Raw genomic sequence first — 19,440 nt, forward strand, 5'->3', positions numbered from 1 at the left:
ACAAATCCCGCCGCGATTCGAAGGAGAGGATAAAATGGCCATTCAACATTATCAGGGCGGCTGCCAATGCGGCGCGATCAGCTATGAGGTCGATGCCGATCTCGACACGACCTTCACCTGCAACTGCTCGCGCTGCCAGCGGATCGGGGCTGTGCTGACCTTCGTTCCAACCGACAGCTTCCGCCTGATCAAGGATGGGCCGGTCACGGAATATCTGTTTCACAAGATGATCGTGCATCACCGCTTTTGCCCGACCTGCGGGGTCGAATCCTATGCGCTCGGCAAGGGCCCGGAAGGCGGGGAGATCGTGGCGATCAATGTCACCTGTCTTGAAGGGGTCGATCCGCGCGCGCTGAACAGCCGCCACATGAATGGCGCGGAGAATTAGGGATCAGCCGCCGGTATGGCTCATGTGACGGCTGACCTTGCCGCGCACGCCGCGCGAATAGTCGAAATCATGGCCCTCGGGCTTGCGGGCAATCGCGGCGCGGATCGCCTCGCGAACCGGCTCTGCCTCGGGGCTGGCGCGCAGGACGGCGCGCAGATCGGCGCGGTCCTCTTGCCCCAAACACATGAACAGCTCGCCCGTGCAGGTCAGCCGCACCCGGTTGCAGCTTTCGCAGAACTTATGAGAAAGCGGCGTGATAAAGCCGACCTTCTGCCCGCTGTCCTCGATCCGGGCATAGCGCGCCGGACCGCCCGTGCGCTCGGCCAAGGGCGTCAGGCGATAGCGCGCTTCCAGCCGGGCGCGCAGATCCGACAGCGGCCAATATTGGTCGAGCCGGTCCTCGCCGTCGATATCGCCCATCGGCATGACTTCGATGAAAGTGAGGTCATGGCCTTCCTCGGCGCACCAATCGACCAGCCGGAAGAGCTCATCCTCGTTGAAGCCCTTAAGCGCGACCGTATTGATCTTGACCCGAAGCCCTGCGGCTTTCGCGGCGGCGATCCCGGCCAGCACTTGCGGCAGTCGCCCCCAGCGCGTCACCGCGGCAAAGCGGTCGGCGTCAAGCGTGTCGAGCGAGACATTGACGCGGCGCACGCCGCAATCGGCCAACTCCGACGCAAAGCGCGCGAGCTGGCTGCCGTTGGTGGTCAAGGTCAGCTCGTCGAGGCCTTGGCCGAGATGCTGCGACATTGCCCGGAAAAAGCTCATGATATTGCGCCGCACCAAAGGCTCGCCCCCGGTGATGCGCAGCTTTTTCACGCCGAGCCCGATGAAGGCCGTGCAGAGCCGCTCAAGTTCTTCCAACGTCAGAAGATCAACCTTGGGCAGAAATTGCATATGCTCGGCCATGCAATAGGTGCAGCGAAAATCGCAGCGATCCGTCACCGAAACCCGAAGGTAGGTGATCGGCCGGGCAAAAGGATCGATGAGAGGCGCGTATTCCATAGCCCTTAGATATGCGCGGGCAAGAACCCGCACAAGACGGGGGGTCATCAACCAATTGGACGAGTCTGCGTGGACAGCACGCGCCTGCCCCTCTACCCTGCCTTCGCATTCATCCGAGGTGATCTCATGCCCCTGCCCCTGCGTCTTGCTTTGCTTCTGCCGTTGATTGGCCTGACCGCCTGCACCCAGATCAACGGCCTGCTCGGTAAGGAAAAACCGGCCGGGACGAGCGAAGCAGCAGCGGCGGCAGCACCGGGCGACACCGCCACCACGGCCACGGCCACGGCCGTCACGACAACGGCACCTGTGCCCAAGGCCAGCGCCAAGACGGCCGCGCAGCTTGATACGACGACCGCCGCGCAAAAGGTGGAAGCGGCCAAGCCCGCGGTCGCTGCCGAGAAAAAGCTTGGCACCACCATCGCCTCGCTTGGCGATCCGACGGTGCCGGGCTTCTGGATCAAGACGCCGCTGGTCAAGGCAGCCGCGCAGGGACGCATCGTCAATCCGGCGAATGGAAAATCCTCGAAGGTCGAGTTGTTGCCGCTGGCCGGTCCCGCTGGCGGTGGCTCGCAGGTCTCGCTGCCCGCGCTGCAACTGATCGGGGTCAGTCTGACCGATCTGCCCTCGATCGAGGTCTATCAGAACTGAAAAGGGCGGCCCGGCGGCCGCCCCTTTGCGTCACTCGACCGTGACGGATTTGGCAAGGTTGCGCGGCTGGTCCACATCCGTGCCTTTGGCAACGGCGGTGTAATAGGCCAGATATTGCATCGGCACTGCATAAAGGATCGGGGCAAAGATGCCGCCCGCCGCAGGCATGGTCAGCGTCGCATGGGTTCCCTCACCCGCCAGCTCGATGCCTTCGCTGTCGGAAATCAGCAGCACCTGACCGTGGCGCGCCATGACCTCATGCATGTTCGAGACGGTCTTGTCGAACAAGGCATCGCGCGGCGCCAGCACCACCACCGGAACATTGCGGTCGATCAGCGCAATCGGCCCATGCTTGAGCTCGCCCGAAGCATAGCCCTCGGCATGGATATAGCTCAGCTCCTTGAGCTTCAGCGCGCCCTCCAGCGCGACCGGGTAAAGCGGCCCGCGCCCGAGATAGAGCACATCCTGCGCCTCGGCGAGCCAAGCGGCCAGACCGCGACAATCCTCCGAGAGACCCAGCACCTGATTGAGCAGCCCGGGGATCGCGCGCAGCTCGCCGACCAGAGCCGCAAGCTCGGCATCCGAGATCCGGCCCCGGTCATGCGCGGCCTTGACCGCCAGCACCGCAAGCACGGCCAGCTGGCAGGTGAAGGCCTTGGACGAGGCCACGCCGACCTCGATCCCGGCCAAAGTCGGCAGCGCAATATCGGATTCGCGCGCAATCGCCGACGTGCCGACGTTGACCACGCCGATGACCTTTTCGACCTTGTCGCGCACATAATGCAGCGCCGCCAAAGTATCGGCGGTCTCGCCCGATTGGCTGACGAAAAGCGCCCAAGAGCGCGGCGACATCGGCGGCTCGCGATAGCGGAATTCGCTGGCGATATCGATGTCGCACGCCAGCCCGGCCAGGCTTTCGAACCAGTATTTCGCCACATGAGCCGCATAATAGGCGGTGCCGCAGCCGACCAGCGTCAGACGCTCGACGCTCGAGAAATCGAGCCCTTCAGGCAGCACAATCCGGTCGCCATGCAGGTAATGGTTCAGCGCATCGCCCAGAACGACCGGCTGCTCGGCGATCTCCTTGGCCATGAAATGGCGATGCCCGGCCTTGTCGATCGCGGTCGAGCCGACGTCGATCACCGCCATGTCGCGATTGGCGCGGCGCCCCTCGCTGTCCTCGATTTCGACGCCCGCGCGGGTCAGCACCGCAAGATCGCCATCCTCGAGATAGGTGATGCGGTCGGTGAAGGGCGCCAAAGCCACCGCGTCCGAGCCGAGGAACATCTCACCCGTGCCATGCCCGATCGCGAGCGGGCTGCCCTTGCGGGCGGCAATCATCAGATCGGGCTCGTCCTTGAAGAGAAAGGCCAGCGCAAACGCGCCATGAAGCCGCCGGATGGTGGCGCGCGCCGCCTCGACCGGGGTCATCCCCGCCGCCATATACTGCGCTGTCAGCAGGGCGACGACCTCGGTGTCGGTGTCGGATTCCGGCGCACGACCGCCCGCGATGACCTCGGCCCGAAGCTCGCGGAAGTTTTCGATGATGCCGTTATGGACCACGGCCACCGGGCCATGAAGATGGGGATGCGCATTGACCTCGGTCGCTGCACCATGGGTCGCCCACCGGGTATGGCCGATGCCGATCAGGCCTTGCAGCGGCTCATGGACCAGCCGGTCCGACAGGTTCACGAGCTTGCCGACCGCGCGGCGACGATCGAGCTCGCCCCGCGCGTCAATCGAGGCGATCCCGGCGGAATCATAGCCGCGATATTCAAGCCGCTTGAGCGCCTCGACCAATTGGGGCGAAACCTCGTGGTTGCCGAGAATCCCGATAATGCCGCACATCAGTTGTTATCCTTTTTGCCGCGCAGGGCGTCCATCAACCGGGTCGCCAGACCGGGCTTGTTCTCTTGTCGCGCCCGTCCGATCGCCAAAGCATCGTCGGGAATATCTTGCGTGATCACCGAGCCCGAGCCGGTCATCGCCCGCGCGCCCACGCGCACCGGCGCCACCAGCATCGTATCCGAGCCGATGAAGGCATTGGCGCCGATCACTGTGCGATGCTTGGAGACCCCGTCGTAATTGCAGGTCACCGTGCCCGCGCCGATATTCGTGGCCTCGCCGATCTCGGCATCGCCAAGATAGGTCAAATGGCCGACCTTGACGCCTTCATGAAGCTGGCTGTTCTTGATCTCGACGAAATTGCCGACATGGACATCGCCGCCAAGCTCGGCCCCCGGACGCAGCCGTGCGAAAGGCCCGACCGTCGCGCCCGCGCTGACATGGCAGCCCTCGAGATGGCAAAACGGCAGGATCTCGGCCCCACTTTCGATGGTGACCCCCGGCCCGAAGACGACATTCTGCCCGATCACGGCATCGCGCCCGATCACAGTGTCGAGCGCAAACCAGACCGACGCGGGATCCGAAAGCGTCACCCCGTCCTCCAGCGCCGCCGCACGGGCGCGCGCCTGAAAGAGCGTCTCGGCTGCGGCGAGTTCCGCCCGGGTGTTGATCCCGAGCGTCTCGCTTTCATCACAGGTCACGACATCGACGCGGTGGCCGCCCGCGCGGGCAAGCTCGACGATATCGGTGAGGTAATATTCGCCCGCAGCATTGTCATTGCCGATCTTCAAGACGAGCTCGGCCAGAAGCGTGGCATCCCCAGCGACCACGCCGGAATTACACAGATGGATCGCCCGCTCGGCCTCGCTCGCATCCTTGAATTCGACAATGCGCTCAAGCCCCTGAGGGCCAACGACGAGGCGCCCATAACGCCCGGGATCGCGGGCGTCAAAGCCCAGAACCACGACCTCGGCGGGATGGGAGAGCAACGCGGCCAGCGTCTCTTCCGAGATGAAGGGCGTGTCGCCGTAAAGCACGACGACCTTGCCCTCGAACCCGTCAAGCTCGGGCAGAGCCTGCGCGACGGCATGGCCAGTGCCCAGCTGCTCGGCCTGCAACACGATCCGCGCCTCGGGATCGAATTTCGCGACTGCTTTCGAGACGGCTGCGGCGCCATGCCCGGTCACGATGACCACATGCTCGGGCTCAAGCGAGCGCCCTGCGGCCAGAGCATGAGCGAAGAGCGGCACCCCCCCCAGACGATGCAGCACCTTCGGCAGATCCGATTGCATGCGACTGCCCTGTCCGGCGGCCAAGATGATCAAAGCGACGGGACTATCCGACATGGCTGCCTCAAATATTGCTTGTTTCTTTATCTTGGTCGAGGTTCTACCGATATGTGGGGCGACGGCCAAGAGGCACGCGTTCACACATTTTGACGGAAGGTTACAAAGATGGCAGGCGGGCTATGACAGGGACGGTGGTCTTCGATCTCGACGGCACGCTTGCGGATACGTCGCTCGATCTGATCGCGGCTGCAAATGCATGCTTCACCTCGCGCGGCCTCGCCGCACCGCTCGACCCGCAACAGGATGCCGCCATCGCCTTTCAAGGCGGACGAGCGATGCTGCGCGCGGGCTACGCCCGGCTTCCCGCCGAGGTGCTGACACCCCCCGGCGCCGAAGACGAGGATTACCCACGCCTCCTATCCTTCTATGCCGAGAAGATTGCCGAGCATACCGTGCTCTATCCGGGCGTGATCGAGGCGCTGCATAGCCTGAAAGACGCCGGGCATCGTCTGGCAGTCTGCACCAACAAGCCCGAGGCGCTGGCCGAAAGGCTGCTGGCCGAACTCGGCATCCGCGACCGCTTCGCCGCGCTGATCGGCGCGGATACACTTCCCGTGCGCAAACCCGATCCCCGCCCCTATCTTGCGGCGGTCGAGGCCGCGGGTGGAGAGGCCGCCCGCTCCTTCCTTGTCGGCGACACCGAAACCGATCGAAAGACCGCAACTGCCGCAAAGGTGAAAGTCGCTCTGGTGACCTTCGGACCAGAAGGCCAAGCCATCTCGCGCCTCAAGCCGGATCGGCTTCTCGAACATTACGACGACCTGCCCGAACTCGCCGCGCATTGGCTCGGCTGAGATCGGGGCTTTGCCCCGGACCCCAAGGTATTTTCGTCAATGCGAAGCGCTTAAACTTTGGGTAAGGCTTCTGAGCTATGCTGGATTTACGGTACAGGCAGAGGTGCCGATGACCGTTCAGAGCGAAGCGCCCCGATCCAATGATGCCGCAGGCCGGGTCGGGGCGTCAAATCTCTCGGGAGATCTCGACTTCGCTTTGACGAAAGTACCTCGGGGTGAGCCCCGTCAGGGGCGAGGGGCAGAGCCCCTCACCTGAAAAGCCTGACGCTTACTCTGCCTGATCGGCAGGCTTCGCATTGAGCTGGCCATAGGCCTGAGCACCGATATTGTCATAAAGGCCGAGCTGGGTTTCGAGGAAGTCGATGTGACCCTCCTCATCCGCAATCAGCGCCTCGAACAGGGCTTTCGAGACATAATCTCCGACCTTCTCGCAGTGATCACGAGCTTCGATATAGAGATTGCGCGCGTCGTTTTCTGCGGCGAGATCTGCTTCCAGCGTCTCTTTCAGGTTCTGACCGATCCGCAACGGGTCGAGTTTTTGCAGATTCGGGTGACCTTCGAGGAAGATGATTCGCTGGATCAGGCGATCCGCATGGTTCATCTCTTCGATCGATTCCGCGCGAGATTTATCTGCGATATGTCCGAAGCCCCAGTCTTGCTGAAGGCGGTAGTGCAGCCAGTACTGGCTGACAGCGGTCAGCTCAGACCGCAGCGCGGCGTTGAGATATTCGATGACCTTGGCGTCGCCCTTCATGAGCAGCTCCTTCTTTTCCAGAACGAAGGCCCCTTATTACGGGGGGTACGCCCAGATTATCGCAACTGCGCATGGTGTCCAGAAACAAGGGCATGCATCCCCCACAATCGGCACGCTTGCCAAGCGCGTGATAGATCTTGCCGGGGGTGATGATGGTTTCGGGGTCGGAGGCGCGCATCCAGTCCACCGCAGCACGGATCTCGTGGTCAGAAATCTGAAGGCAGTGACAGATGATCATGGCGCTTCCCCTTTGAGGGATAACCTACCGATTCACTCGGACAAGTAAAGTCTGAGTTTTTCACTTTGTGATGAGGGAGCGCTTGACCGCTCGCGTCGAGAAGATCAGAAACCCGCCATGAAACTCGACGATTTCGACTTTGACCTGCCCGAAGGGCTGATTGCCACCCGCCCCGCTCAGCCGCGCAGCGCGGCGCGCCTACTTGTGGCCGAAGGCCCGGATCTGCGCGATCTGCAGGTCCATGATCTGACCCGCGTGTTGCAGCCGGGCGATCTGCTGGTTTTGAACGACACCAAGGTCATTCCCGCGCGCCTCACCGGCAAGCGCGATCGCATGACGGCGCAAGGCCTGGTCAGCGCCAAGATCGAGGTCACGCTGCTTGAACCTGACGCTGCCGGCAATTGGCGCGCTCTGGCCAAGCCGCTGCGCAAGTTGCAGCCCGGTGAACGCATCATCTTCTCTGACCAGCTCTCCGCCGAGGTCGTCGAGATCGCCGATGCGGGCCTCTCGCTGCGGTTCGATGCCGAGGGCAGCGCCTTTGAGGAAGAGCTCGCCCGGGTCGGCGCCATGCCCCTGCCGCCCTATATCGCCGCCTTGCGTGCGCCCGATGAGCAGGACCGCACCGATTACCAGACGGTCTGGGCCAAGAATTCGGGCGCCGTCGCAGCCCCTACTGCGAGCCTCCATTTCGACGCGCCGCTGCTCGATGCCTTGCGCGAGATGGGCGTGCGCTTCACCTATGTCACGCTTCATGTCGGCGCGGGCACCTTCCTGCCGGTCAAGGTCGATGATGTCGCCACCCACAAGATGCATGCCGAATGGGGCGAGGTCTCTGAGGCCGCCGCGCAAGCGATCAATGCCGCGAAGGCCGAGGGCGCGCGCGTCATTCCCGTGGGCACGACCGCGCTGCGGCTGATCGAATCCGCCGCCTCTGAGGACGGCCGGATGCAGCCGTTTCAGGGCACGACCGAGATCTTCATCTATCCCGGTTATCGCTTTCGCGTGACCGATGCCTTGATGACAAATTTCCACCTGCCGAAATCGACACTGCTGATGCTGGTCAGTGCCCTGATGGGACAAGAGCGCATTCGGGAAATCTATGGACATGCCGTCAGCTCTGGGTATCGTTTCTTCAGCTATGGCGATGCTTCACTTCTGATTCCCTAAGGTTTTTCAATGCTGACCGTCCTGCGCACAACGTGGCCCCTGCTTCTTGGCGTGCTTTTACTGATGGTCGGCAATGGGATGCAGGGCACCTTGCTCGGTATCCGCGGCAGCCTTGAGGGTATTTCGCCCGGCCAGATGTCCTATGTCATGGCGGCCTATTACGCGGGCTTCCTTCTGGGCAGTCGCACCGTGCCAGGCATGATCCAGAAGGTCGGCCATGTCCGCGTCTTCGCCGCATTGGGATCGCTGATCTCGTCGGTGCTGATCCTTTATGCCGTCGCGCCGAACTGGGTCTTCTGGTCGGCTTTGCGGCTGATCATCGGTTTTTCCTTCTCGGGCGTCTATATCACCGCCGAAAGCTGGCTGAACGCGGGCTCGACCAACGAGACCCGGGGTCAGGCGCTCTCGGCCTATATGATCGTGCAAATGCTGGGCATCGTCGCCGCGCAAATGCTGATGACGGCAGCGGATCCGGGGGGCTATCTGCTCTTCGTCATCCCCTCGGTGCTGGTCTCTTTCGCCTTCCTGCCGATCCTGCTGTCGCCCCAGCCTGCGCCGCAATTCGCCTCGATCGACCGGATGAGCTTCAAGCGGCTTTTCCAACTGTCGCCGCTTGGCTGCGTCGGCATGTTCCTGATCGGCGGTGTCTTTTCGGCAATCTTCGGCATGGCCTCGGTCTGGGGCTCGATCGCGGGGCTTTCGGTCAAGGAGATCTCGGCCTTCGTCGGCGCGATCTATCTGGGCGGGCTGGTGCTGCAATATCCGATCGGCTGGCTGTCGGATCACGGCGACCGTCGCGTGATGGTGCTGGGCCTTGCGATCTTCGGGACAGCGGTTTCCGCGCTGACCATCATCTTCTCGCCGGGAATCGCCGGGCTTTTGCTGGCGGCGGCGGCGATTGGCGGGGTCGCCAACCCGGTCTATTCGCTGCTGCTCGCCCATACCAACGACTTTCTCGATCAGAAGGATATGGCGGCGACCTCGGCGGGCCTGCTCTTTATCAACGGCATCGGCTCGATGGCGGGACCGATCATCACCGCCTGGCTGATCGCGCTCAGCGGCCCGAACGGGTTCTGGCTTTACATCGGCATCCTGCTGGCCGCCCTCGCCACCTATACCTGCTGGCGCATGACCCGGCGCGCAAGCCCGGATGTCGATCAGGGCTTTGCCGTGATCTCGCCCGCCGCGACCCCGCTGGCGATCGAGGCCGCGCTCGAATCGGCCAGCGCCGATCAGAGCACGCCCAACCCGGACAAAGCCCTGGACTAAGTCCCGGACTGCGCTTGCACCTTCCGTCGGGCGATGCCAGCATCAGCCAAACGAAGGAGACCGGGATGACCCCAGCAGAGATCAATGCCTTTTGGCTCGACGAGATCGGCGAAAAAGGCTGGTATGCCCGCAGCGACGCGGTCGATGCCACCATTCGCGACCGCTTCCAGCCCGCTTGGGAGGATGCCGAAAACCTGACCCGCGATTGGCTTGGGGCGCCGCGCGATGCGCTGGCCGCGCTGATCCTGACCGATCAGTTTCCGCGCAATATGTTCCGCGACGATCCGCGCGCCTTTGCCACCGATGCGCTCGCGCTGCGGATTGCCGATGCGGCGATCAACCTCGGCCATGATCTCGCCATTCCCCTGCCCGCGCGCCAGTTCTTCTACCTGCCCTTCGAACATTCCGAGAGCCTCTCCGACCAGAATCGTGCGGTCGAGCTCATCCGTGAATTCATGGGCGAGGAAAGCACCCGCCACGCCGAGCTCCACCGCGACGCCATCCGCGCCTTCGGTCGCTTTCCCTGGCGCAATGGCGCGCTTGGCCGGACCAATACCCCGGACGAGCAACGGCTTCTCGACGCAGGCGGCTATGGCGCGCTGGTCTCGGGCAAGGTCTCGCTTGATGCAGCCGGGAAATTGGTTTAACGCTCAACTATCTTTTCACGAGAGGGATTCCGATGACTCAAACGTTCGACATGGTGGTGATCGGATCCGGTCCCGGCGGTTATGTCTGCGCCATCCGCGGCGCGCAGCTGGGGCTCAAGGTCGCCGTGATCGAGCGCGAGCATCTCGGCGGCATCTGCCTGAACTGGGGCTGCATCCCGACCAAGGCCCTGCTGCGCTCGGCCGAGGTCTTCCACCTCATGCACCGCGCCAAGGAATTCGGCCTCTCGGCCGACAAGATCGGCTATGACCTGCCCGCCGTGGTGAAACGCTCGCGCGGGGTGGCAAAACAGCTCGCCTCCGGCGTGGGCCACCTGCTCAAGAAGAACAAGGTCACCGTCATCATGGGCGAAGGCACGCTGACCGCACCCGGCAAGGTCTCGGTCAAGACCGAGAAGGGCACCGAAGAGGTGACGGGCAAGGCGATCATCCTCGCCACCGGGGCGCGCGCGCGCGAACTGCCGGGGCTCGAGCCGGATGGCAAGCTCGTCTGGAACTACAAGACCGCGCTCAACCCGCCGCATATGCCGAAGAAACTCCTGGTCATCGGCTCGGGCGCGATCGGCATCGAATTCGCGAGCTTCTTCAACACGCTCGGCGCCGACACCACCGTGGTCGAGGTCATGGACCGCGTCCTGCCAGTCGAAGACGCCGAGATTTCCGCCCATGCCAAGAAGCAATTCATCAAGCAGGGCATGAAGATCATCGAGAAGGCGACGGTCAAGCAACTCGACCGCGCCGGCGACAAGGTCACCGCCCATATCGAGATCGGCGGCAAGACCGAGACGCAAGACTTCGACACGGTGATTTCGGCGGTCGGCATCGTCGGCAATGTCGAAAACCTCGGCCTCGAGAAGCTCGGCGTGAAGATCGACCGCACCCATGTCGTGACCGACGAATATTGCCGCACCGGCGTGCCCGGCCTCTATGCGATCGGCGATATCGCGGGCGCGCCCTGGCTTGCCCATAAGGCCAGCCACGAAGGCGTCATGGTGGCCGAACTCGTCGCGGGCGGTCACCCCCACCCGATCAAGCCGGGCGCGATCGCAGGCTGCACCTATTGCAACCCGCAAGTCGCCTCCGTCGGCCTGACCGAAGAAAAGGCCAAAGCGGCGGGCTATGACATCAAGGTCGGCCGCTTCCCCTTCGTCGGCAACGGCAAAGCCATTGCACTTGGCGAGCCCGAGGGCCTCATCAAGACGATCTTCGACGCCAAGACCGGCGAGCTTCTCGGCGCGCATATGGTCGGCGCCGAAGTGACCGAGCTGATCCAAGGCTATGTCATCGGCCGCACGCTCGAGACCACCGAGGCGGAGCTGATCGAGACCGTCTTCCCCCATCCGACGCTCTCGGAAATGCTCCACGAATCCGTGCTCTCGGCCTATGGCCGCACCCTGCATTTCTAGGTTTTCTTCATCACGACAATACCCTGCGGGGGTTTGGGGGGCGCATAGCCCCCCATTTCTTTTGCCCGGAGCTTGCGCCAGATCAAGGCGCGCATTCCTCTGGTCGCGACGCTGTGCGGATAACGCCCGTGACCAGCTCCAGAGGAAACCCGCCCATGACCTTCGCCCGCGCGCTCGCAACCAGCGCGACTTTCGCGACCTTGGCCCTTGTCGCCGCCTGCTCACCCGAGCTGACGCCCACCACCGGAAAAAGCGATTACGCGCAATTCTGCGCCTCGTGCCATGGCCCGAGCGGCAAGGGTGACGGGCCCGTGGCGGCAGAGCTGAAGCCTCGGCCAGCCGATCTCACCCTGCTCGCCAAAAGAAACGGCGGCAGCTTCCCGCGGCTCTCGGCGATGGAGCAGATCCACGGCGCGACCATGGGGCGCAGCGAAAGCCAGATGCCCGAATTCGGCGACATCCTTTCGGGCAAGACCGTGCTTTATGACGCGGGCGACGGGATCGAGACGCCGACGCCCTGGCGGCTGGTCGCCTTGACCAAATATCTCGAAACCCTGCAGCAGAAATGACAAAGGGCCGCGCGAGAGATTTCTCGTGCGGCCCTTCCTCAATCAGCGATCCGGCGGCCGGGCTCAGACCGGCATCCGCGCCTCGGCCATTCCGGCAAGCCAGCTTGCGCCGACCGGCAGGTTCTCGTCGTTGAAATCATAGGCCGGGTGATGCAGCATCGCGCTGTCGCCATTGCCCATGAAAATATAGGCGCCGGGACGCTCGTTCAGCATATAGCTGAAATCCTCGCCCGCCATCATCGGCGGCACGCTCCAATCGACCGCGCCCGCGACCTCTTCAGCGACCCGGGCGGCATGTTCGGCGGCGGCCTCATCGTTCATCGTCACCGGATAGCCGCGCTTGAACTCGACCTCGGCACTCGCGCCAAAGGCGCTCGCCACACCGCGCGCGATCTCGCCGATGCGGAGATCCAGCTGATCGCGCACCGCAGGATCAAGACTGCGCGCCGTGCCCTTCAGATGGACGGTGTTCGGCAGCACGTTATAGGCGGGCGAATCCGTCTCGACCGAGGTCACCGAGACCACCGCATTTTGCAGCGGATCGACATTGCGCGAGACGATGCTTTGCAAGGCCACGATGACCTGCGCCGCGACCAGCGTCGTGTCGATCGCGAGATGCGGCGCCGCCGCATGGCCGCCCTTGCCGGTCAGATAGATATTGAACTGATCCGCTGCCGCCATCATCGCGCCCTTGCGGATGCCGAATTGCCCAAGCGGCAGACCGGGCAGATTGTGGAGCCCGTAGAACTCCTGCACCCCCCAGCGCGAGACGAGCCCGTCATCGATCATCGCCTGCGCACCCGCCCCACCCTCTTCGGCGGGTTGGAAGATGAGGATCGCCGTGCCGTCGAAATTGCGGGTCTCGGCCAGATATTTCGCGGCACCGAGCAGCATCGAGGTATGGCCGTCATGGCCGCAGGCATGCATCGCGCCGGGCGTGGTCGAGGCATAATCGGCGCCGGTGATCTCATGAATCGGCAGCGCATCCATATCCGCGCGCAGGCCGATCACCCGGCCCGAGCCGGTGCTGCGTCCCCGGATCACGCCCACGACGCCCGAACGGCCAATCCCTTCCGTCACCTCATCGACCCCAAACTCCCGCAGCAACTCGGCGACGCGGGCCGAGGTCCGGGGCAGGTCATACATCAATTCGGGATGGCGGTGGAAATCGTGTCGCCAGCCTTTGATCTCGGGCAAAAGCTCGGCAAATCGGTTCTTCACGGGCATGTCAGCTCTCCTTCGCGCGAAGCTTGCTCTGTTTCCGCCGCACCTGCAAGCAGGCGGCTAGAGCGAGGGCCCCAGCACCAGAGGCGAGCCGTCGTGGAAACGCTGATAGCGAAAGCGCGTCAGATCATGTTCCGGGTCGCGGCCTTGCAACAGATCCGCCATGACCCGGCCAACGCCGGGACCGATGCCAAAACCATGGCCCGACATGCCGGTTGCAATGAAGAGCCCCGCAATCGGGCTTTCATCGAGCACCGGCACCTCATCGGGCATGACATCAATCATGCCCGCCCAGACGTGATGATAATGCGGCGTCCCGAGCGCGGGAAAGCTCGCCGCGAAATCGCGCTGGATCTTCTTCAAAAGCCGCTCGTTCGGGGCAGGGTCGAGCACGCGCATCCGCTCGAAAGGCGTCACATCCGAGGCGCTCCACCGCCGCCGCGTCGTCCAGGCATCGGGAAAATGCGCGGGCGCGAGCAGCCGCAACCCGGTGCGGCGGAAGTCGCGTTTGAGCTGGGGCAGATAGGCTTTGAAATGGCGAAAAGCGTCAGGGCCGATCCAGAAATCATGGGCCACGCCGGGCGCGAGCGTATAGCCGCCGTCCTGCCTGCGCCGTAGGGCGAAGCGGTCATCGGCGGCGGCTCCGGGCCAGAAATCGACGATGGGCATGGTCGCGCCCACAGTCGCGCGCACCGAAAGCTGAGGGATCGACAGTCCGGCATTGCGTGCGAAAAGCGAAGACCACGCCCCACCCGCGAGCAGCACGCGGCCCGCCCGGACGAAGCCCTGCTCGGTATGAACGCCCTGCAAGCTCCCGCCCGCCAGCTCCAGCGTGCGCGCGGCGCAATCCTCGACGATGACGACGCCCGCCTGCTCGGCCAGGCGCGCCATCGCGGGGACCGCCGTCCAAGGCTCGCCCCGCGCATCGGATGGCGTCGACAGCGCGCCGATCCAGCCCGCCGCATTCGGCAAGGTCGCCTCAAGCTCTGCGCGCGAGACCATGCGCGTGTCGAGCCCATATTGCCGCGCCAGCGTCAGCCAGCTTTCGAAACCGGCGAGGTCTTCGGCGGTCTTGGCGAGATAGGTGACGCCGGTCTGCTCGAAACCGGCTGCCTCGCCCAGCTCTTGCGCCAGCCCCTCCCAGAGCCGCAGGGATTCGATCATGATCGGCAATTCGCCGGGGTCGCGGCCCTGCTGGCGGATCCAGCCCCAATTGCGCGAGGATTGCTCGCCCGCGACCCGGCCCTTTTCGCATAAAACCACCTGCACGCCGGCCCGCGCCAGATAAAGCGCGGTGGCAATGCCAATGATCCCGCCACCGATAATCACGACATCGGCGGCCTCGGGCAAAGGCCCGGGAAAGCCAATCGGATCGCTCGCCCGGATCGGGCCGCCGCTCACCAGCATGGCACGGGCCTTGGGTCGGAAAAGCGCCAGAAGTGAGAGACGAGATGCCTGTTCATACCGACCGCCTGATTGGGGTTTCATCTCAGGCTAACGCAGTCGGCAATCCTTGCAACCGCGAACTTGTCGCAGGGCGCGGCAAGCCCCCGGTTTCGCACCTCTTTTCGCGCTGTTAGTGCTGAAGTGCGGTCAAGGCGGCATCCAAGGCCGCGCGCGGCAGGATGATGAGCATCGGCCCGGTAATCTCTAGCTCGACCGGCCCCGAGACCTCGTTCGAGGTGCCGATCCGGCCATTTGGCGCGAAACCGATCCGCGCAATCGGCCAGCGTAGCCCGTGACTGTGCCCGCTGGAGGGGCCCATCGGAAACAGCGAGAAGCGGCTGCCAATCGGCAGGTCGATCGCGAAATGCGCGGGCGCGCGGAAGATGATGTCTTCGGCCCCAATCAGGATGATCCGCGCCGGATCCTGACTGATCCGGCTGAGAACCGCCAGCTCATGGTCGATACGGCCGCCCAGAAACCCCAGCGCCAGCACGAAGGGCGCCTTGATCCGGCTCAGGCATTTCTCGAAATCGGTGCTGTTTTGCTCGGCGATATGATGCAGCCGCCCCTTGGGGATCGCGGCGCGCGCCTCGGGAGAAATGCTGTCGAAATCCCCGATCACCGCATCGGGCATCTCGCCGAAACGCAGCGCCTGATCGGCGCCGCCATCGGCTGCGACGAGGCGCGGAGCACGGGCCCGCGCCTCAGTCAGATCTGCCTGCGACACCTCGCCCCCACCGATCAGCGTCACGCCATCCGCAGAGACAAGGACCCGCCCGGACATGGCTATTCCTCCTTGCCGATGCCGGTAAAGATCCGTTTGAACGGAAATGCCCAGATCACGCCAAGCGCGACATAGATCAGGACCTCGATCACGATCGGCTGACGCCCGAAGGTGCGGTCGAGCCAATTCATCAGGGTGACCGCCACAACGATATAAAGCGGCAGCCCGATCAGCAGGACGACAAGCGACCAGCGTTTGCGAATTTTGAGGTCCATCTGGGCTCCGTCCGGATCAATCGGCAAAGGGATCGGTGACGAGGATGGTATCGTCCCGCTCGGGGCTCGTCGAGAGCAGTGCGACCGGGCATTGGATCAACTCCTCGATGCGGCGGACGTATTTGATCGCGGCGGCGGGCAGATCGGCCCAGCTGCGCGCGCCCTCGGTCGATTCCGACCAGCCCTCAAGCTCTTCATAGATCGGCGTGACCTTCGCTTGCAGCGCGGCGGCGGTCGGCAGGTAATCGTAGCGCGTGCCGTCGATTTCATAGCCGACGCAGATCTTCAGCGTCTTGAAGCCGTCAAGCACGTCGAGCTTGGTCAGCGCAATGCCGTTCACGCCCGAGATCGCGCAGGTCTGGCGCACCAGAACCGCATCGAACCAGCCGCAGCGGCGCTTGCGCCCGGTGACCGTGCCGAATTCATGGCCGCGCTCGCCCAGACGCTGACCATCTGCATCTTCAAGCTCGGTCGGGAAGGGACCAGAGCCGACGCGGGTGGTATAGGCTTTGACGATGCCCAGAACGAAGCCGATCGAGCTCGGGCCAAGGCCGGTGCCAGTCGCGGCCATCCCCGACATGGTGGTCGAGGAGGTCACATAGGGATAGGTCCCGAAATCGATATCAAGAAGCGAGCCCTGCGCGCCTTCGAACAGGATCCGCTTGCCCGCGCGACGCTCGTCGTTCAGCACTTTCCAGACAGGCTGCGCATAGGCCAGAAGCTTCGGCGCGATTTCCAGGAGCTTCGCCTTCAGCTCTTCGCGGTCGATCGGCTCGGCACCAAGACCTTTGCGCAGCGGGTCGTGATGGGCGAGCAAACGGTCCAGACGCGCGTCGAGCGTCTCGATATCGCCCAGATCCGCGACGCGAATGGTGCGACGGCCGACTTTGTCTTCATAGGCCGGACCGATGCCGCGCCCGGTCGTGCCGATTTTCGACGAGCCCGCAGCTTCCTCGCGCAGACGGTCAAGATCTTGGTGCAGCGGCAGGATCAACGGGGTGTTTTCCGCGATCATCAGGCTCGCGGGCGAGATTTCGATGCCCTGCGCCGTCAGTTTGTCGATTTCCGCGAACAGTGCCCAAGGGTCGAGCACAACGCCGTTGCCGATCACCGCCATCTTGCCCTTGCGCACGATCCCCGAGGGAAGCAGCGAGAGCTTATAGACCTGCTCGCCGATGACCAGCGTGTGCCCGGCATTATGGCCGCCTTGAAAACGCGCGATAATATCGGCGCGTTCGGACAGCCAGTCCACGATTTTGCCTTTGCCTTCGTCGCCCCATTGCGCGCCGACGACTACCACATTGGCCATGATCCTATCCCTTCGGTCACAAATGCCCCGGCGCTGTATAAAGGTCATGTGCGCGCGTTGAAAGCACAAAGGGCCGCGCGGCCGACGGGGATGCACGGGACGCATGAATGCGCGCGATCTGGCCGCCAAAAGCTGGGGATATGTTCTTTTCGCGCCAAGAAAGCCTTTGGTGTTCAGCTTTCTCCATGTGACGCTTTGCTGCCGGCGCTGGGTCCGGCCATCGGAGGATCACGGAATGTGCCATGCTTGTGTCATCGAAAGCGTAAAATCGGACATGATTTCACGGCGTAGCCTGTTTACAGGCGCGGCCGCACTTGGCGCCACGGCAGTGACATTGGGCGCGGTCTCGGCCCGGCCCGCTCTGGCCCAGTCCACCGGCAAGGTCGTCGATCTGACCCACGCCTGGGATGAAACCTTCCCGACTTTCGACGGCGCGCCGGGCATCGCTTATGAAGAGGCGGTGAATTTCGACAAATCCGGCTATCAGCTGTGGAAGCTCACAATTTTCGAACATAGCGGTACCCATATCGACGCGCCGCTGCATTTCTCGAAGGATGGCAAATCGGTGGCCGAGCTTGATCCGGGCAATCTCGTCTGCCCGCTTTGCATCATCGACATCACCGCCAAGGCCAAAGACGACGCCAATGCCATGGTCGAGGCCGAAGACGTCGAGACCTGGGTGAAGGCCCATGGCGAGATCCCGGCCGGCGCGGTGGTTGCGCTGAATTCGGGCTGGGCCGCCAAGGTCGGCACGCCCGAATTCCGCAATGATGCCGAGGGCAAATTCGCCTTCCCGGGCTTTGCGAAATCGGCGACCGACAAGCTTGCCGAGATGCAGGTCGCGGGGATCGGGGTCGATTCGCTCTCGCTCGATCCCGGCAATTCGCCGGATTTCGCGGTGCATAAATCCTGGCTGCCCTCGGGTCGGTTCGGGATCGAGGCTTTGGCCGGGCTCGATCAGCTGCCCGCCACCGGCGCGACCATCTTTGTCGGCGCCCCCAAACACAAGCGCGGCACCGGCGGCCCGGCGCGCGTTCTGGCGGTGCTGTGATGGCGACGGTCCCGCTGCTCTCCGACGACGAGGTCGATCCCCGTGCCCTTGCGGTTTTCAACCGCATCCGCGAGGCGCGCGGCACGGATTACATCAACAACTTCTGGCGCGCTTTGGCCCATGACCCCGTCGCGCTTGACGCGGTCTGGGAGCGGCTTTCGCAGATCATGGCGCCCGGCGCGCTCGATCCCTTGGTCAAGGAGCTGATCTATATCGCGGTCTCGACGGCGCATGGCTGCACCTATTGCATCCATTCCCATACCGCATCGGCCAAGGCCAAGGGCATGACGCCCGAGCAACATGCCGAGCTTTTGGCCGTCATCGGCATGGCAAGCCAGACCAATGCGCTGGTCACTGGCCTCGGCGTGCCGGTTGATGCGCGTTTTGAGGCGAACTAGTGCGGGATTGGCCGGGCAAAGCCCCGGCCACCCTTGCGTCGTTCCGGCCGCCCAAGCTCAGGCGGCGGCCGCGACCAAGGCCGGAGTGAAGGGGTGGACCGTCACCTCCTCGCCCTCGAAGATGCAGAACGAGCCCGGCGGAACCTCAAGCCAATCGCCTTCGTCGCTTTCAAGCGGCTCTGACACGACCGCGCGTCCGCCCCGCGTCGGCGACCAGCGGTGAAAGAGCGTCGGTGCATGTTCGTCACTGGCATAGCGCAAGGCATAAAGCCGCTGCCCATCCGAGAAAGCCGCCGTCAGCCGCACGAAAGGCGCGGTGCCGCGTTCGCGGGCCAAGGCCTCGAATTGCGCGGTGGCGCGCGCCATCGCCGCCAAAGGATCCTGATCCAGCCCCATGGCAATGGCGGTCAGAAACAGCGCCTCGCTGTCGGTCGCGCCCTTGCGGTGGCGATAGACCTCATCCGGGATCAGCACCTCGGCTGAGCGGCGATAGGTGTCATAACCGCCAAACTGGCCATTGTGCATGAAGGTCCAGCGGCCAACGGTGAACGGATGGCAATTGTTGCGGCTGGTCGCGGTCCCGGTCGAGGCGCGGACATGGGCCATAAAAAGGTGCGATTTCACCGTCGCGGTCAGGCTGCGCAGGTTCGGATCGCTCCACGCTGGCATGACATCGCGGTAAAGCCCCGGCTCCTCTCGGTCACCATACCAAGCGATGCCAAAGCCATCGGCATTGACCGCCGTATGGCAATGGGTGGCTTCGTGGCTTTGCCGGACCAGCGAATGGCCGGGCCGGCTGACAATATCTTCAAGATAGATCGGTGCGCCGATATAGGCGGCCCAACGGCACATGTGCTGCTGCCTCTGCTCTTTCTCTTTTTCAAGGCAATAGCACGGACAGTTTAACAAATCATGC

Annotated in this window: 21 protein-coding genes; 10 read left to right on the forward strand and 11 right to left on the reverse strand. The window is 63.6% G+C overall.

Translation table 11 applies throughout. The features are described from left to right. Nucleotides 1–34 precede the first annotated feature (34 nt). A complete protein-coding gene (locus tag JCM7686_RS12695) occupies nucleotides 35–388 on the forward strand; it encodes a GFA family protein (protein ID WP_020951222.1) in 354 nt (117 codons plus the stop codon). 3 nt (nucleotides 389–391) lie between these two features. On the opposite strand, the gene moaA is transcribed toward JCM7686_RS12695, so the two are convergent. Then, the gene (moaA, locus tag JCM7686_RS12700; RefSeq protein ID WP_041527343.1) at nucleotides 392–1,393 is read right to left on the reverse strand and encodes a GTP 3',8-cyclase MoaA; all 1,002 of its coding nucleotides are present in this window, start codon (nucleotides 1,391–1,393) and stop codon (nucleotides 392–394) included. A 126-nt stretch (nucleotides 1,394–1,519) separates the two neighbouring features. On the opposite strand from moaA, the gene JCM7686_RS12705 reads away from it, so the two are divergent. Next, on the forward strand, nucleotides 1,520–2,041 hold the full coding sequence (locus JCM7686_RS12705; RefSeq protein ID WP_020951224.1) for a hypothetical protein: 522 nt from the start codon (nucleotides 1,520–1,522) through the stop codon (nucleotides 2,039–2,041). Nucleotides 2,042–2,071: 30 nt separating this feature from the next. Here JCM7686_RS12705 and glmS read toward each other — a convergent pair whose 3' ends face one another. Together glmS and glmU are read right to left on the reverse strand one after the other, a co-directional pair. Continuing rightward, nucleotides 2,072–3,889 (reverse strand): glutamine--fructose-6-phosphate transaminase (isomerizing), encoded by a 1,818-nt coding sequence (gene glmS / locus JCM7686_RS12710; RefSeq protein ID WP_020951225.1) that lies wholly within the window; start codon nucleotides 3,887–3,889, stop codon nucleotides 2,072–2,074. Beyond that, nucleotides 3,889–5,232: a bifunctional UDP-N-acetylglucosamine diphosphorylase/glucosamine-1-phosphate N-acetyltransferase GlmU gene (gene glmU / locus JCM7686_RS12715; protein ID WP_020951226.1), complete on the reverse strand. Its 1,344-nt coding sequence runs from the start codon at nucleotides 5,230–5,232 to the stop codon at nucleotides 3,889–3,891. Before glmU ends, glmS begins: the two co-directional genes overlap by 1 nt. Before the next feature lie 122 nt (nucleotides 5,233–5,354). Here glmU and JCM7686_RS12720 point away from each other — a divergent pair, with 122 nt between their 5' ends. Continuing rightward, nucleotides 5,355–6,029 carry an HAD-IA family hydrolase gene (locus tag JCM7686_RS12720; RefSeq protein WP_041527344.1) on the forward strand — a complete coding sequence of 225 codons (675 nt, stop codon included), beginning with the start codon at nucleotides 5,355–5,357 and terminating at the stop codon, nucleotides 6,027–6,029. Nucleotides 6,030–6,297: 268 nt separating this feature from the next. Here the strand turns inward: JCM7686_RS12720 and bfr are convergent, their stop codons facing one another. Beyond that, a complete protein-coding gene (gene bfr / locus JCM7686_RS12725) occupies nucleotides 6,298–6,783 on the reverse strand; it encodes a bacterioferritin (RefSeq protein ID WP_020951228.1) in 486 nt (161 codons plus the stop codon). Then, nucleotides 6,731–7,021, reverse strand: a complete 291-nt coding sequence (locus tag JCM7686_RS24015; protein ID WP_084621077.1) for a (2Fe-2S)-binding protein — start codon at nucleotides 7,019–7,021, stop codon at nucleotides 6,731–6,733. The genes bfr and JCM7686_RS24015 overlap by 53 nt, the downstream gene beginning before the upstream one ends. 117 nt (nucleotides 7,022–7,138) lie before the next feature. On the opposite strand from JCM7686_RS24015, the gene queA reads away from it, so the two are divergent. From queA to JCM7686_RS12755, 5 genes are all read left to right on the forward strand, one after another. Next, on the forward strand, nucleotides 7,139–8,188 hold the full coding sequence (gene queA / locus JCM7686_RS12735; protein WP_020951229.1) for a tRNA preQ1(34) S-adenosylmethionine ribosyltransferase-isomerase QueA: 1,050 nt from the start codon (nucleotides 7,139–7,141) through the stop codon (nucleotides 8,186–8,188). A gap of 9 nt (nucleotides 8,189–8,197) precedes the next feature. Next, a complete protein-coding gene (locus JCM7686_RS12740) occupies nucleotides 8,198–9,457 on the forward strand; it encodes an MFS transporter (protein ID WP_020951230.1) in 1,260 nt (419 codons plus the stop codon). Nucleotides 9,458–9,522: 65 nt separating this feature from the next. Continuing rightward, on the forward strand, nucleotides 9,523–10,104 hold the full coding sequence (locus tag JCM7686_RS12745; RefSeq protein WP_020951231.1) for a DUF924 family protein: 582 nt from the start codon (nucleotides 9,523–9,525) through the stop codon (nucleotides 10,102–10,104). A 32-nt stretch (nucleotides 10,105–10,136) separates the two neighbouring features. Beyond that, nucleotides 10,137–11,528 carry a dihydrolipoyl dehydrogenase gene (gene lpdA / locus JCM7686_RS12750; protein ID WP_020951232.1) on the forward strand — a complete coding sequence of 464 codons (1,392 nt, stop codon included), beginning with the start codon at nucleotides 10,137–10,139 and terminating at the stop codon, nucleotides 11,526–11,528. A 155-nt stretch (nucleotides 11,529–11,683) separates the two neighbouring features. Further along, nucleotides 11,684–12,097, forward strand: a complete 414-nt coding sequence (locus JCM7686_RS12755; RefSeq protein WP_020951233.1) for a c-type cytochrome — start codon at nucleotides 11,684–11,686, stop codon at nucleotides 12,095–12,097. A 63-nt stretch (nucleotides 12,098–12,160) separates the two neighbouring features. On the opposite strand, the gene JCM7686_RS12760 is transcribed toward JCM7686_RS12755, so the two are convergent. The 5 genes from JCM7686_RS12760 to JCM7686_RS12780 form a co-directional block, all read right to left on the reverse strand. Next, on the reverse strand, nucleotides 12,161–13,324 hold the full coding sequence (locus JCM7686_RS12760; RefSeq protein ID WP_020951234.1) for a M20 aminoacylase family protein: 1,164 nt from the start codon (nucleotides 13,322–13,324) through the stop codon (nucleotides 12,161–12,163). A gap of 57 nt (nucleotides 13,325–13,381) precedes the next feature. Beyond that, nucleotides 13,382–14,728: an NAD(P)/FAD-dependent oxidoreductase gene (locus JCM7686_RS12765; protein ID WP_041527346.1), complete on the reverse strand. Its 1,347-nt coding sequence runs from the start codon at nucleotides 14,726–14,728 to the stop codon at nucleotides 13,382–13,384. 169 nt (nucleotides 14,729–14,897) lie between these two features. Continuing rightward, nucleotides 14,898–15,551, reverse strand: a complete 654-nt coding sequence (locus JCM7686_RS12770) for a thiamine diphosphokinase (RefSeq protein ID WP_020951236.1) — start codon at nucleotides 15,549–15,551, stop codon at nucleotides 14,898–14,900. 2 nt (nucleotides 15,552–15,553) lie between these two features. Continuing rightward, entirely contained in the window at nucleotides 15,554–15,766 is a 213-nt protein-coding gene (locus tag JCM7686_RS12775) for a DUF2842 domain-containing protein (RefSeq protein WP_020951237.1), read from the reverse strand. 16 nt (nucleotides 15,767–15,782) lie between these two features. Continuing rightward, nucleotides 15,783–17,075, reverse strand: a complete 1,293-nt coding sequence (locus tag JCM7686_RS12780; RefSeq protein WP_020951238.1) for an adenylosuccinate synthase — start codon at nucleotides 17,073–17,075, stop codon at nucleotides 15,783–15,785. Between the two features lie 235 nt (nucleotides 17,076–17,310). Here JCM7686_RS12780 and JCM7686_RS12785 point away from each other — a divergent pair, with 235 nt between their 5' ends. Both JCM7686_RS12785 and JCM7686_RS12790 read left to right on the forward strand, forming a co-directional pair. After that, nucleotides 17,311–18,126 carry a cyclase family protein gene (locus JCM7686_RS12785; RefSeq protein ID WP_041527899.1) on the forward strand — a complete coding sequence of 272 codons (816 nt, stop codon included), beginning with the start codon at nucleotides 17,311–17,313 and terminating at the stop codon, nucleotides 18,124–18,126. Beyond that, nucleotides 18,126–18,524, forward strand: a complete 399-nt coding sequence (locus tag JCM7686_RS12790; protein WP_020951240.1) for a carboxymuconolactone decarboxylase family protein — start codon at nucleotides 18,126–18,128, stop codon at nucleotides 18,522–18,524. The genes JCM7686_RS12785 and JCM7686_RS12790 overlap by 1 nt, the downstream gene beginning before the upstream one ends. A gap of 57 nt (nucleotides 18,525–18,581) precedes the next feature. Here the strand turns inward: JCM7686_RS12790 and JCM7686_RS12795 are convergent, their stop codons facing one another. Continuing rightward, entirely contained in the window at nucleotides 18,582–19,376 is a 795-nt protein-coding gene (locus tag JCM7686_RS12795) for a class II glutamine amidotransferase (RefSeq protein WP_020951241.1), read from the reverse strand. Nucleotides 19,377–19,440 lie beyond the last annotated feature (64 nt).

The sequence above is a fragment of the Paracoccus aminophilus JCM 7686 genome (assembly GCF_000444995.1).
GTDB lineage: Bacteria > Pseudomonadota > Alphaproteobacteria > Rhodobacterales > Rhodobacteraceae > Paracoccus > Paracoccus aminophilus.

What these genes read in the sequence shown, in the direction of transcription:
- glmU (WP_020951226.1), bottom strand. Translation starts at nt 5,232, where the DNA reads ATGTCGGATAGTCCCGTCGCTTTGATCATCTTGGCCGCCGGACAGGGC.
- JCM7686_RS12705 (WP_020951224.1), top strand. Translation starts at nt 1,520, where the DNA reads ATGCCCCTGCCCCTGCGTCTTGCTTTGCTTCTGCCGTTGATTGGCCTG.
- JCM7686_RS12695 (WP_020951222.1), top strand. Translation starts at nt 35, where the DNA reads ATGGCCATTCAACATTATCAGGGCGGCTGCCAATGCGGCGCGATCAGC.
- JCM7686_RS12740 (WP_020951230.1), top strand. Translation starts at nt 8,198, where the DNA reads ATGCTGACCGTCCTGCGCACAACGTGGCCCCTGCTTCTTGGCGTGCTT.
- JCM7686_RS12785 (WP_041527899.1), top strand. Translation starts at nt 17,311, where the DNA reads ATGTGCCATGCTTGTGTCATCGAAAGCGTAAAATCGGACATGATTTCA.
- queA (WP_020951229.1), top strand. Translation starts at nt 7,139, where the DNA reads ATGAAACTCGACGATTTCGACTTTGACCTGCCCGAAGGGCTGATTGCC.
- JCM7686_RS12795 (WP_020951241.1), bottom strand. Translation starts at nt 19,376, where the DNA reads ATGTGCCGTTGGGCCGCCTATATCGGCGCACCGATCTATCTTGAAGAT.
- JCM7686_RS12780 (WP_020951238.1), bottom strand. Translation starts at nt 17,075, where the DNA reads ATGGCCAATGTGGTAGTCGTCGGCGCGCAATGGGGCGACGAAGGCAAA.
- bfr (WP_020951228.1), bottom strand. Translation starts at nt 6,783, where the DNA reads ATGAAGGGCGACGCCAAGGTCATCGAATATCTCAACGCCGCGCTGCGG.
- glmS (WP_020951225.1), bottom strand. Translation starts at nt 3,889, where the DNA reads ATGTGCGGCATTATCGGGATTCTCGGCAACCACGAGGTTTCGCCCCAA.
- lpdA (WP_020951232.1), top strand. Translation starts at nt 10,137, where the DNA reads ATGACTCAAACGTTCGACATGGTGGTGATCGGATCCGGTCCCGGCGGT.
- JCM7686_RS12755 (WP_020951233.1), top strand. Translation starts at nt 11,684, where the DNA reads ATGACCTTCGCCCGCGCGCTCGCAACCAGCGCGACTTTCGCGACCTTG.
- JCM7686_RS12770 (WP_020951236.1), bottom strand. Translation starts at nt 15,551, where the DNA reads ATGTCCGGGCGGGTCCTTGTCTCTGCGGATGGCGTGACGCTGATCGGT.
- JCM7686_RS12790 (WP_020951240.1), top strand. Translation starts at nt 18,126, where the DNA reads ATGGCGACGGTCCCGCTGCTCTCCGACGACGAGGTCGATCCCCGTGCC.
- JCM7686_RS12720 (WP_041527344.1), top strand. Translation starts at nt 5,355, where the DNA reads ATGACAGGGACGGTGGTCTTCGATCTCGACGGCACGCTTGCGGATACG.
- JCM7686_RS24015 (WP_084621077.1), bottom strand. Translation starts at nt 7,021, where the DNA reads ATGATCATCTGTCACTGCCTTCAGATTTCTGACCACGAGATCCGTGCT.
- JCM7686_RS12775 (WP_020951237.1), bottom strand. Translation starts at nt 15,766, where the DNA reads ATGGACCTCAAAATTCGCAAACGCTGGTCGCTTGTCGTCCTGCTGATC.
- JCM7686_RS12760 (WP_020951234.1), bottom strand. Translation starts at nt 13,324, where the DNA reads ATGCCCGTGAAGAACCGATTTGCCGAGCTTTTGCCCGAGATCAAAGGC.
- JCM7686_RS12745 (WP_020951231.1), top strand. Translation starts at nt 9,523, where the DNA reads ATGACCCCAGCAGAGATCAATGCCTTTTGGCTCGACGAGATCGGCGAA.
- JCM7686_RS12765 (WP_041527346.1), bottom strand. Translation starts at nt 14,728, where the DNA reads ATGCTGGTGAGCGGCGGCCCGATCCGGGCGAGCGATCCGATTGGCTTT.
- moaA (WP_041527343.1), bottom strand. Translation starts at nt 1,393, where the DNA reads ATGGAATACGCGCCTCTCATCGATCCTTTTGCCCGGCCGATCACCTAC.